Source organism: Salinarchaeum chitinilyticum, from assembly GCF_055390775.1.
Genome location: NZ_AP043888.1, coordinates 459,413 through 471,283 on the forward strand (window position 1 = coordinate 459,413; position 11,871 = coordinate 471,283).

Below are 11,871 nucleotides of genomic sequence, written 5' to 3' on the forward strand. Positions count from 1 at the left end.
GAAGTAGAAGACCGCTAGTCCGCGGTGACTTCTTCGGCGGCTTCGTCTTCGTAGTGCTCGTCGATGAGCTCCTCGTCGATCCGGTTGAGCTCGTCGCGAGGGAGCATCGAGAGCAGATCCCAGCCGACGTCGAGCGTCTCTTCGATCTCGCGGTCGGTGGTAAAGCCCTGCTGGACGAACTCCTCCTCGAAGCGGTCCGCGAAGTCGAGGAAGCGGTTGTCCCGCTCGCTGAGTGCCTCGCGACCGACGATGTTCACGAGGTCGCGCAGGTCCTCACCCTCCGCGTACGCTGCGTAGAGCTGGTCGGAGACGTCGCCGTGGTCCTCGCGCGTGAGCCCCTCGCCGATCCCGTCGTCCATCAGCCGTGAGAGGCTGGGAAGCACGTTGATCGGGGGCTCGATGCCCTGGGAGTTCAGGTCGGGGTCGACGATGATCTGGCCCTCCGTAATGTAGCCGGTCAGGTCCGGGATCGGGTGGGTGATGTCGTCGCTCGGCATCGTGAGGATCGGAATCTGCGTCACCGATCCCTCCTCGCCCTCGATCCGGCCGGCACGCTCGTAGAGCTGTGCCAGGTCGGTGTACATGTACCCTGGGTAGCCCCGGCGACCGGGGACCTCCTCCCGCGCGGCGCCGATCTCTCGCAGCGCCTCGCAGTAGTTGGTCATGTCCGTGAGGATGACCAGGACGTGGTAGTCCTTGTCGAAGGCCAGGTACTCGGCCGTCGTCAGCGCCATCCGCGGCGTGACAGTCCGCTCGACTGCGGGATCGTCCGCGAGGTTCATGAAGACGACCGAGCGCTCGAGCGCGCCGGTGCGCTCGAAGTCCTGCATGAACTCGTTGGCCTCCTCCTGGGTGATCCCCATCGCACCGAAGATCACCGCGAACTCCGAGTCCTCCTCGCCCTCGTCGGACGCGTCCTCCGGGACGCTCGCCTGCCGTGCGATCTGGAGGGCCAGGTCGCTGTGAGGCTGGCCGGAGCTGGAGAAGATCGGGAGCTTCTGGCCGCGCACCAGCGTGTTCATGCCGTCGATGGCGGACACGCCGGTCTGGATGAACTCCTCGGGGTACTCCCGGGAGTAGGGGTTGATCGCCTCGCCGACGATGTCGCGGCGCTCCTCGGGGACGATGTCCGGACCGCCGTCGATCGGCCGGCCGGAACCGTCGAGCACCCGCCCGAGGAGGTCCTCGGTGACGGGCATCTTCATCGTCTCGCCCAGGAAGCGGACGGAGGCCTCGCGGTTGATGCCTTCCGTCCCCTCGAAGACCTGGATTGCGACGACGCCACTCGAACTCTCGAGGACCTGGCCGCGCTTTGTCTCGCCGTTGGGCGTCTCGATCTCGACGATCTCGTCGTAGCCGATCGGCTCGTCGACTTCGGCGAACACCAGCGGTCCGCTGACCTCGGTGATCGTCTGGTATTCCTTCATGGTTAGTACAGCTCCTGGAGTTCCGCGGCGATGTCGTCCTCGATGTCGGAGACGAACTCGTCGGCCTCGTCGTCGGGGGTCGTACCGATGCGGTTGAGGCGGTTCGCGGCGTCGATGTCCGTGATCTCGTCGATCGGGACGCCGTTGTCGAGTGCCTCGAACGCCTCGTCGTTGAACGTCTTGATCCCCTCGAGGATGCGGAACGACTTCTCCGGCGGGCAGAACGTGTCCACGTCGTGGAGCGCGTTCTGCTGGAGGAACGCCTCGCGCAGGTACCGGGCGACCTCGAGCGTGAGCTGCTGGTCGGCCGGGAGCGCGTCGCGTCCGACGAGCTGAACGATCTCCTGGAGTTCGTCCTCCTCGTCGAGCGTGTCGATGGCCCACTGTCGGATCTCGGGCCAGTCCTCGTCGACGTTCTCCTCGAACCAGGGGTCGAGCTGGCTCCGGTAGAGCGAGTAGGACTCGTTCCAGTTGATCGCCGGGAAGTGGCGGCGCTCTGCGAGGTCGGCGTCGAGCGCCCAGAACGTCTTCACGATGCGCAGCGTGTTCTGGGTGACCGGCTCGGAGAAGTCACCGCCCGGCGGCGAGACGGCGCCGATCGCGGAGATCGACCCCTCGTCGCCGTTGATCGTCTCGAACTTGCCGGCGCGCTCGTAGAACTCCGCGAGACGCGCGGCGAGGTAGGCCGGGTAGCCCTCCTCGCCGGGCATCTCCTCCAGTCGGGAGGAGATCTCGCGCATGGCCTCTGCCCACCGAGAGGTGGAGTCGGCCATCAGCGCGACGTCGTAGCCCATGTCGCGGTAGTACTCCGCGATCGTGATCCCCGTGTAGATACAGGACTCACGGGCTGCGACGGGCATGTTCGAGGTGTTGGCGATGAGACACGTCCGGGCCATCAGGGGCTTGCCGGTCTTCGGGTCCTGCAGGTCCGGGAAGTCCTCGATGACCTCGGTCATCTCGTTACCGCGCTCGCCACAGCCGATGTAGACGACGATGTCCGCGTCGGCCCACTTGGCGAGCTGCTGCTGGGTGACGGTCTTCCCCGAGCCGAAGGGCCCGGGAATCGCCGCCGTCCCGCCCTTCGCGAGCGGGAACAGGCCGTCCTGGATGCGCTGTCCAGAGACCAGGGGTTCACGCGGCGTCCGCTTCTCCTCCGCGGGACGCTGCCGGCGAACCGGCCACTCCTGACGCATGGAGATCTCCTCGCCGGAGTCCAGCTCGACGACCGTCTCCTCGACGTCGAAGGAACCGGACTCGGCCGCAACGACCTCGCCGCCCTCCGATCGGGGCGGCACCAGTACCTTGTGTTCGATGCTCTCGGTTTCGGGAACCGTTCCGAGGACGTCGCCGGGCTCGACCGTATCGCCCTCCTCGACCGTCGGCGTGAACTCCCAGGTTCGATCGAGATCGATCCCGGGTGCGTCGACGCCGCGGTCGAGGAAGGCAGAGCCCATCAGCTCCTCGAGCTCGTCGAGCGGTCGCTGGACGCCGTCGTAGATGGTGTCCAGCAGGCCGGGGCCGAGGTCGACGGAGAGTGGCGCACCCGTGTTCTCGACGGGTTCGCCGGGGGAGACGCCGGAGGTCTCTTCGTAGACCTGGATCGTCGTGACGTCGCCCTCGATCTCGATGACCTCGCCCATGAGGCCCTCGGTACCGACGTAGACGACGTCGTTCATCCGGGCCCCGAGGCCGGTCGCGGTGACGACCGGTCCGCTGACGCTCTCGATCTGCCCGTCCTCGCGAACGGTGTCAGTGTCAGTTGTCGTGCTCATAGTGTGTTAGTCCATCAGGTCGATACCGATGGCTCGCTTGATCTGGTCGCGCAGCGCGCCGCCACCCGCGTCACCGCCGATGGTGACGACGACCGGTTCGACGCTCGTCTCGACGGCCTCACGAACCCCACGCGAGAGATACTCGAGGTCGTCCTGGTGCATGACGACGATACCGACGCCGTCGTCGGCCAGGGTGTCCTCGACCGCGTCGTCGAGCTCCGCCTCCTTGTCGTCGTCGGGAACGTTCGCGAACCGTCGGACGCCGGCGAGCCGGAAGCCGGTCGTGAACTCGGGACTGCCGATGACTGCGATCTCCTGGCTCATAGGATCACCAGCTCCTCTTCGATCTGTTGCTGGTCGAGCCCGACCTCCTTCCCTCGTGCGATCGCCCGGATGTTCTCGACCTCGCGAGTCTTCGCGAGGACGTAGGACATCACTGCGGTGATCGAGACGGGGTAGACGTTCGAGAGGTGGTCGGTGTACTCGAGCAGCGCGGCGTCGAGCGCGTGTTCGAACTCGATGAGACTGTCGGCCTCGCGGAGCTGGTCGAGCGGCGCAGAGAGCTCCTCGCCGTACTCGCTGTCGCGAAGGAGCTCGACGAGCTGGTCCGGATCGCTCCCGACACCTCGCAGTTCGTCGGCGCTGAACAGCTCGCCGCCCTCGATGACGTAGTCCTCCGGATCGATTTCTGCACCGCTTCGAGCAACCCGGAGTGCGTTCCGCGCGTTCAGGAAGTCGATCTCGGCGACGAGGAACTCCTCGTACAGCGCGAGAGGACCCTCGCTGTGGCCTGCGGTATCGACGTCGGCCAGTAGCTCCGAGTAGAACGCACGATCGACGGCGTTCTCGAGGGGCACGAGAACGTTCTGGCTCTCGAACTGATCGTAGGACCCCTCGAGTGGTTCCCCGAACATAGTGGCCTCGAGGGCCTCGACGATCGCCTCGATCGAATCAGCTTCGACGATCCGATCGAGAACGGCGTCGTCGAGTTCGCCGGCCAGGATCAGATCGTCACGGATCTCCTCGGGTGAGGAGCCCGAGTAGACGCCGCGAATCGCCGTCTTCACGTTCCAGGCGTCGTACCGTCGAAGGTACTTCGCGATCTGCTCGTTGAGATCGCCCTCCGACCAGCGAAGGAGATCGTCGAAGTGCTTGGCGAGATTCCTGTTGAGCGCGTACTCGATCAGGTCCACGCCGTCGTGACGTGACGCCAGTGCGTTGATCTCCGCCTCGTACTCGGACTCCTCCATGAACCGGGCGATGCCGCCCGGACCCATGCGAACGAGCTTCCGATAGTCCTCGTCGTCGAACAGCGCCGCACGACGCGACCGGACGCGGGCGTTGACGAACTCGGGGTTCGAACTTCCCGTCGAGTCGCGAGTCGTGCTGGTGGATGTCATTGCTCGAACAGTCGCTCGCTGACGGTCTGTAAGTTGTCCTCCCAGACGTCCTCGAGGATCGAGTCGAAGGTGTTGTTGATGCGAACCCTGGAGGCGTCGCTCTCGACGACTACGCCGCCGAGGCAGTCGTACTCCCCGGCCTGTTCGAAGCCGTCGTAGTCCTCACACAGCGACGAGACGAGTTCGGCGTCGTCGGGTCGGCAGTAGACCGACACGTCGGCGCCGTCGTCGAACTCCTCGGCTGCGTCCTCCAGCAGCGCTGCGGTCAGTTCCTCGCGGCGTTCGCCCTCGAGCGCAACCAGCTCCGCCTCGACGCGGTCGTGTACCCGCTCGAGAAGCTCTCGACGGGCCTCGAGGCGCTCCTGCTTGGCCTCGAGTTCGGCGGCGGAGAGGCGCTGCTCGCGCTCCTGCTCGATCTCGCGCTCGACCGATTCCTCGGCCTCCTCGCGGATGCGTTCGGCGTCCTCGCGGGCCGCCTCGAGGAGCTCCTCAGCGCGCTCCTCGGCGTCCTCGCCGATTTCGTCGGCGCGCGCGTGGGCTTGCCCCTTGATGTCTTCGACGACCGTGTCAAGACTCATTGTGGAAAACCGTCCTCGTTACGGGACGACGAAGATGGTCACGAGCGCGATAATGATGAGCGTCTCCGGGAGTGCGGTGAAGATCAGCCCGGGGACCAGGTTGTCGCTGTCCTCGGCGACGGCGCCGACGGCAGCCGAACCGATCCCACGCTGGGCGTAGCCCGTACCGATCGCGGCGAGTCCGACCGCGATAGCGGCCGCACCCTTGTTGTTCAGGAACAGCTTCTGGACGCTTTCCTGCTGCAGTACGATGCTCGCGGCGTCGATTGTGTCGATCATGGATTGAGTTTACGTAGGCCTCTCAGTCGAATCTCGATCGGAACCGAACGGATCGTAGTTCTCCCCACTGCCCTCATAAAACTTCCCAAAGAACTCGACGTACTCCAGGCGAATCGCCTGAATCATGGCGCTTACGCCGATCGCGAGTACGACGAGGTGGCCAATCAGCAACACCAGCAGCCCGCCGATCTGGCCGGCTGGGCCTGCGTGCCAGAGCCCGGAGAACACGATCTCCGCGCCCTCGTGGGTCTCAGCGTAGTGAGGGCCGTGGTCAATCATGTAGTGATACGCTCCCTTCTCGTCCTGGTAGGCGCCGAAGTACAGCATGTTCACGACCAGCGCCATCCCTGCCTTCGAGAGCAACACTGCCGTCAGTCGGGTGTACGACAGCGTGTGCGCGAACGGTTGGGCGACCTCCGGCAGCTCGTGGACCGGACCCACGATCAGCAGGCCGATCCCGAGTACGAGCAGGCCGATGCCCACGTACCCCACGACGGGGGGAAAGCCGGTGAACCCGAACGCGAACGGGTGGCCGTCGAAGGTCGTGAAGAGGAGTTCGGGCTTCGTGCCCTCGAGGTGGGTGCTGAACACCCACACCCAGATGCCGGTCAGCATCGCGAGCCACGAACCCGACTCCAGCACGGCGTCTTTCAGGCCGTGCAGCGTGTAGTTGTCGACGAAGTCGAAGAGCCAGCCGATCGTGAGGTGGATCCACCCGGCCAGGACCGCGACGACGAGCCAGCCCGTTGCCCACTCGCCGTAGCTAAGTCCTTTCCGGAGCGGTGGATGTCCGCCCCAGATCCAGTCGCCGAGCATGTGAAGCCCGAATATCTCGCCGTACAACACGCCGAAGGCGATCGTGAAGACGCCGGCCCACACGACGACCATCCCGAACTGCTTGATGGCGTCGCTGTCGAACCGGCGCATGGCGAAGAGCCCGATCAGCGCGTAGATCACGCCGTACCCGACGTCCCCGATCATGAAGCCGAAGAAGACGGGGAACGTCAGGAAGAGGACGATCGTCGGGTCGAGCTCGGAGTAGTTCGGGCGACCGACCGCCTGAACGAGGACCTCGAACGAGGTCGTTGGCTCCGGGTTGTTCTGGACCGACGGCGGATCGTCACGAACGGTGACGACACCGCCGTCGGCCGCGACCTCTTCCGACGCGTCGTCGGCTGCCTCGGTACCGGCTGCACCGCCTGCAGCCGCGCCGGCGCTCGATTTGGCGTCGCCGTCGCCGGAGACGTCGTCGTGGTTGGCGACGCCGCCGTGACGGTCGTACTCGGCGCGTTCGAGCTCCTCGAACTCGATCCGATCGCCGACTGCGTCCCGCAGGGCAGCCTCGACGGACGTGAGATCGTCCGTCGGGATCCACCCCTCGGCGACGAAGCTGTTCTCCGTCGTCGCGAAACGCAGCGGCGCCTCCGCCTTCTGGACCTGAGTCGAGAGGTGCCTCTCCGCGGCGAGGAGGAACCCACCGACCTCGATTTTTAGCTCCTCGAGGTCGGCGTCCAGGCTCTCGAGTTCCGCCTCGAGCTGTCGTTTCTCGTGCCGGAGCTCTTCGACGGCGTCTTCGGGTGCCCCGTCCGTCTCGGGGACCTCGAGCCGCGTGAAGTCGACGCCGACCAGCGGCTCGCTCGCTGCGTCCTCGAGGTCGACGCCCTCCGCTGGCGCAACGGCAGCCGCGACGACGCCGTCGCCGCCGAAGACGTCGACGGCTCGAACGTCCTCGGAGGCCCGATAGGCCTCGTGGACGGTCGTCTCGTCGCCCTCACCGACGACGACTTCGATTTCGTCGTAGCCGGAGAGGAGATCCAGATCGATGCCGAGCCGCGCGAACGGCTCAAGTGCACCGATCCGTTCTTCGACCTCCCGGAGCTCCTGGCGGAGCTCCTGCCGGCGGTCGTCGAGTTCGTTGACCTCGGACCGGACCGAGGCGAGTCGCTCGCCGAGCGTCGAGGGATCGAACCCGCGCTCGGGACGCACCTCGTCCGCGTCGAGATCGAGCGTACTCTCGAGTCCGCGGACCGTGACGAGCTGTTCGGAGGCTTCGTCGGCGCCCTCGATGGGGTCGCCGTTGTCGAAGGCCTCCCAGGACCCGTCGTAGTCCGTGAGGTGGACCCGGTTGAGTTCGTGCATGGCCTCGATGACCTCGTCCATGACGGACTTGGAGCCGGTCACCGCGACCTTGCTCATCCGCTCAGGTCTGAGCATGCACCGCCGTCTCTACAAGGTCGAGGACATCGTCGACCACGTCGTCCAGGCGCTCTTCCGCAGCGGCTTCGAGCTCCTCCCGGTCGTCGCGGCCGTCCTCGAGAATTTGGTCTCGCTCCTGTTCGATCTCCTCGCGGGCAGCCTCGAGTCGTCGCTCGCGCAGATCGCGCGCCTCCGCCTCCGCTTCCTCGCGGATCTCCTCGGCGCGCTCGCGGGCTTCCGCGAGGCGCTCCTCGCGATCAGCCTCGGCCTCTGCGACGATCTCGTCGGCCTCCCGCTCGGCCTCCTTGACTCGTTCCAGGACTTCTGGCCTCGGCATATGCGATACGCAGCCGTGATTTGTCAGGACCAGCTTATACCGGTTGCGAATCCGCTCGGCGTGGGAACCGGCAGCACGGACTCGAGACTGGCGCTATCGGGAGAAACGCATAGCCAGCGTTATGCCGCCCCTCCTCGAATCCGGGGGCGATGGGATTCCTCGAGGACAAGGGCCGGGCCCGGCTGTTCTACAAGTACCTCTCGCGGATCTACGACCGGATCAACCCGTTCATCTGGACGGAGTCGATGCGCGACGAGGCGATCGACCGCTTCGACGTCGGCGCTGGCGATCGCGTCCTCGACGTCGGCTGTGGAACCGGCTTCGCGACGCAGGCCCTGGTCGAGGAGACCGACGACGTCTACGGGCTCGACCAGAGCCCACACCAGCTCGAACGTGCGCTCGGCAAGCTCGGCGACGACGAGCGAGTGGAGTTCCACATGGGCGACGCCGAGCGACTCCCCTACGAGACCGACAGCTTCGACGCGGTCTGGTCCTCCGGATCGATCGAATACTGGCCCGAGCCGGTCCAGACGCTCCGCGAAATTCGTCGCGTCTGCCGACCGGGTGGAACGGTGCTGATCGTCGGCCCGAACGAGCCGAAATCTCGGGTCGGGCGCGCCCTCGCGAACGCGATCATGCTGTTCTATAGCGAGGAGGAGGCCGACAGGATGTTCGAGGCAGCTGGATTCGAGGCAGTCGAACACTGGACTGACGGTCCCTCGCACAAACCGGACGTCGCGGTGATTTCGATGGCCCAGGTCCCCGAATAACGCACCTGCCAGTCGGCGCGACGCGACGAGCGTCAGTCCGTTCAGAGTATCGAGGATCGTTCGATTCGAAGCGAACGGATGGTGGTTCGGGCCGTGCGGATCAGTCGTTCTAGAGCGGGATCTATCGTTTCGAAGCGTGAATCATCGCCTTGGGGCGTGCCGATCAGTCAGTTCCGGTCGCGTACTGAGCAGTCCACTCGACGGACGTACTCACAGCAGCCCCGTTCGACGCGACGGACACCACCGGCGAATCGTACGGCAGGACGACCCAGGCCTTCCCGTTCTCGTCGGTCTGTGCGACCGGCGTGCCCCCGACCGTCACCGAGACGTTCGACACGGGCTCGCCGCCTTCGGTCACGGTCACGGCAGCGGGCCCGCTCGGATACGTCGGCTGGACGGCAAGCGTGAGGTTCCCTGCGGTCGTCTCGGACGGTTCCGCGATCGGCAGGTCCTCGTCGAGCTCCATCCGCTGGTACTCCCAGAACACGTTCTCCGAGACGGCGTCGATGTAGCTCCGGAGCGTTCCGTGCTCGTAGCTGGCGTCACCCTCGCCGAGGACGAGGTAGAATTGCCCGATAACGCCGTCCGAACCCCGTCCTACCGTCGTGAAGTCGTAGTTCGAGGCGTACTGTGAATAGAGTTCGTTCTGGGTGAGATCGAACGCCTCGGAATAGCTGATTCCCTGCTCCGGCCCGTCGACGAGCAAGTCGTCCCTGCTGGCCTCGCGGTGGTAATTGCCATCCTCGATCATCGAGAGGACGGTGCCGTTGGTGGAGACGGACAGATAAACGCGCTGTGGTGGACTATCACCAGTCATCGCGTCGCTCACGTGCGAGCGAACAGGTCCCTGTCGGGCGAGGAGGCTCCCCTGAAGCGCCCTGACCTGCGCAGCGACGTCGGTTGCCGACACCTCGTCGGCGAGCCCGTCCTCGGCGGTGGGCGCGATCAGGTCGGCAGTCTGTTCTAGTTCCTGGGCACGCTCGTGGATGCTGACGAGTTCGATCAGGAAGCCGCGTTCGCTCAGCTCCCCGTTCGTGTAGGCGATCCGGGCGGATCGTTCGCGAGATCGAAGCTGATCGGCGTCAGTTTCGAGAGCGTTCACTGCATTCTGCAGGACGGAACGCTTGGCAGCGTCGCTCTCCGCGCTCTCGAATCGCTCCAGCAGAAGGTTTCGCTCGTAGGCCCCTTCGAGGCCCGCGCCACCGCTGTCGAGCGCTGCGCCCGCCTCGGCGCCGATGACCACCGACCCGTGACTCGCGTCCCCCGGGAGAACGACTCGCTCGGGAAGCGCGAGGTCCCCTGCTGGCTGGGGTTGTACCGTGTGATCCGTCGTGGCCCCAACAGACGCCGAATCCGCCGCGAGCTGGGGACCGGCAGCACCGGGTGCCGCGAGAGCCAGCAGCAACACCAGACAGGTTGCAACTGCGACCCGCGGCCGCGTGGAGGGCTGCATATGGGACTGGATATACGCACGTTCCATATAAGCTAACCGACGGGAGACGACCAGCGACGGGGACGACAGCAGACGCTCCGCGACGAGCGACGCTCGGCACGGACGGCGGCCGACGACGATCGGTGAGGATCCTGCAGATGCTGCCGGCACTAGACGGCGGTTATCCGCCCAGGAGGACGGTGCAGAGGCCACGAGACGGTTTCAAACGGCCTGAGACGTTTTATCGGCCATAGAAAGCATTTTGCCCCCGGATCGTGGATGCGGAGGTATGCGGACCACCGCGGCCGCCCTGATCTGCTGCCTCCTGATCGCCGCCCTGGCTGGCGCGGCGGTCGTCACCGGGTCACCCGCCGCCTCCACAGCCACGAGCGACGGTGGAGCCACTCTGGCAGGTGGAGCCAATGTGATAGCCACCGCAGACGGCTCGCTTGCCCAGTCGGACGGGAACGCCAACCTCACGAGTCCGGAGACGATCGAGATCGCGGTCCAGTCCGATGGGGACGCCCGGTTCGTGCTCTCGAAGGAGTTCCCGACGGAAACGGCCAACCAGAGTGCCGCCTTCGAGCAACTCGCGGCCGAGTACGAGAACGGCGACCACGGCCGCCTCGGCTACGGCGCCTACCAGTCGATCGTCGACGAGGTGGCCCAAGAGACGGGACGGGACATGGACCTGATAGAGAATGGACCGGAAACGAGCCGTGGCGAGGGCGTCGGTACCCTCGAGTATCGGTTCACCTGGACGAACTTCGCGAACGTCAACGAGGGGAATCTCACCGTTGGTGACGCCTTCCAGACGGGCCAGGGGCACTGGCTGGGTGGACTCTCCAGCAACCAGCAACTTCGAATCCAGGCCCCAGAGGGATACTCGGTCACGGAGAGCCCCTCCGGCCCCCAGATCGACGACGACGCGCTCGTCTGGGAGGGGCCGGTCACCTTCGGCGAGGACGACCTCAGAGCGACGTTCGAGGAGTCGTCCGGTAGCTCGTCGTTCGGATCGACGTTCCTGCTCGGTCTCGTCGGCGGGCTCGTCGTTCTGACGCTGCTGATCGTCGGCTGGCAAGCCGCCAACGACAGTTCTGACGACGATTCCACCGGAGATTTCGGAGACAGAGTGCGGGAGTACGTTGCGACGCTCCCCGCCGTCGGGGACGAGTCGACCCGCGGCGGGCAGTCAAACGGCGGATCCGAATCGGACGGGACGACGGCGGATGCGGTGGACGGGACCACGGCCGTCGCCGATGCCCAGCCCTCGCCTGCCGCCGATTCCGGCGGAACGGCAACGCAGGGCGCACCCGAGACTGAATCCCAAACCGAGTCGGTCGACCCTGAGCTCCTCTCCGACGAGGAACGGGTCCTCCAGCTCCTCGATGAAAACGGCGGTCGAATGAAGCAGGCGAACATCGTGACCGAGACCGGCTGGTCGAACGCCAAGGTCTCCCAGTTGCTCTCCCGCATGGACGAAGACGAGCAGATCGACAAGCTCAGAATCGGTCGGGAGAACCTCATCACACTCCCGGACGTCGACGTGACGGACCAGGAGTGAGCCCGACGGCACCGCACGGACCGGACGTCGTCTGATCGATCCGGGAACGGAAGAACCGCCGATCGGTTTACTTAGTCGGTCGATCGACGATAACGGTCGGTTTTGAACGAAATCGG

General features: G+C 65.6%; 11 protein-coding genes. 2 read left to right on the forward strand and 9 right to left on the reverse strand.

Going from position 1 to position 11,871, the window contains the following annotated elements; translation table 11 throughout:
• Positions 1-14: 14 nt before the first annotated feature.
• From ACZ5KP_RS02285 to ahaH, 8 genes are read right to left on the reverse strand one after another with little or no spacing between them, the layout of a single operon-like run.
• Positions 15-1,427: an ATP synthase subunit B gene (locus tag ACZ5KP_RS02285; protein ID WP_460919483.1), complete on the reverse strand. Its 1,413-nt coding sequence runs from the start codon at positions 1,425-1,427 to the stop codon at positions 15-17.
• A 2-nt stretch (positions 1,428-1,429) separates the two neighbouring features.
• Positions 1,430-3,199 carry an ATP synthase subunit A gene (locus ACZ5KP_RS02290; protein ID WP_460919485.1) on the reverse strand — a complete coding sequence of 590 codons (1,770 nt, stop codon included), beginning with the start codon at positions 3,197-3,199 and terminating at the stop codon, positions 1,430-1,432.
• Positions 3,200-3,205: 6 nt separating this feature from the next.
• Positions 3,206-3,523, reverse strand: coding sequence for a V-type ATP synthase subunit F (locus ACZ5KP_RS02295; RefSeq protein WP_460919487.1), 318 nt, complete (start codon positions 3,521-3,523; stop codon positions 3,206-3,208).
• The gene (locus ACZ5KP_RS02300) at positions 3,520-4,599 is read right to left on the reverse strand and encodes a V-type ATP synthase subunit C (RefSeq protein ID WP_460919489.1); all 1,080 of its coding nucleotides are present in this window, start codon (positions 4,597-4,599) and stop codon (positions 3,520-3,522) included. Before ACZ5KP_RS02300 ends, ACZ5KP_RS02295 begins: the two co-directional genes overlap by 4 nt.
• Positions 4,596-5,177, reverse strand: coding sequence for a V-type ATP synthase subunit E (locus ACZ5KP_RS02305; RefSeq protein WP_460919491.1), 582 nt, complete (start codon positions 5,175-5,177; stop codon positions 4,596-4,598). The genes ACZ5KP_RS02300 and ACZ5KP_RS02305 overlap by 4 nt, the downstream gene beginning before the upstream one ends.
• Positions 5,178-5,195: 18 nt before the next feature.
• A complete protein-coding gene (locus tag ACZ5KP_RS02310) occupies positions 5,196-5,456 on the reverse strand; it encodes a hypothetical protein (protein WP_248515423.1) in 261 nt (86 codons plus the stop codon).
• 9 nt (positions 5,457-5,465) lie between these two features.
• Complete coding sequence (locus ACZ5KP_RS02315) at positions 5,466-7,670, reverse strand: V-type ATP synthase subunit I (protein WP_460919493.1); 2,205 nt, start codon at positions 7,668-7,670, stop codon at positions 5,466-5,468.
• Positions 7,657-7,989 (reverse strand): ATP synthase archaeal subunit H, encoded by a 333-nt coding sequence (ahaH, locus tag ACZ5KP_RS02320; RefSeq protein ID WP_460919495.1) that lies wholly within the window; start codon positions 7,987-7,989, stop codon positions 7,657-7,659. Before ahaH ends, ACZ5KP_RS02315 begins: the two co-directional genes overlap by 14 nt.
• A 149-nt stretch (positions 7,990-8,138) precedes the next feature.
• Here ahaH and ACZ5KP_RS02325 point away from each other — a divergent pair, with 149 nt between their 5' ends.
• Positions 8,139-8,759, forward strand: coding sequence for a methyltransferase domain-containing protein (locus ACZ5KP_RS02325; protein ID WP_460919497.1), 621 nt, complete (start codon positions 8,139-8,141; stop codon positions 8,757-8,759).
• A gap of 163 nt (positions 8,760-8,922) precedes the next feature.
• Here the strand turns inward: ACZ5KP_RS02325 and ACZ5KP_RS02330 are convergent, their stop codons facing one another.
• Positions 8,923-10,212 carry a DUF7096 domain-containing protein gene (locus ACZ5KP_RS02330; RefSeq protein ID WP_460919499.1) on the reverse strand — a complete coding sequence of 430 codons (1,290 nt, stop codon included), beginning with the start codon at positions 10,210-10,212 and terminating at the stop codon, positions 8,923-8,925.
• 268 nt (positions 10,213-10,480) lie between these two features.
• Here ACZ5KP_RS02330 and ACZ5KP_RS02335 point away from each other — a divergent pair, with 268 nt between their 5' ends.
• On the forward strand, positions 10,481-11,755 hold the full coding sequence (locus tag ACZ5KP_RS02335) for a helix-turn-helix transcriptional regulator (RefSeq protein ID WP_460919501.1): 1,275 nt from the start codon (positions 10,481-10,483) through the stop codon (positions 11,753-11,755).
• Positions 11,756-11,871: the final 116 nt, after the last annotated feature.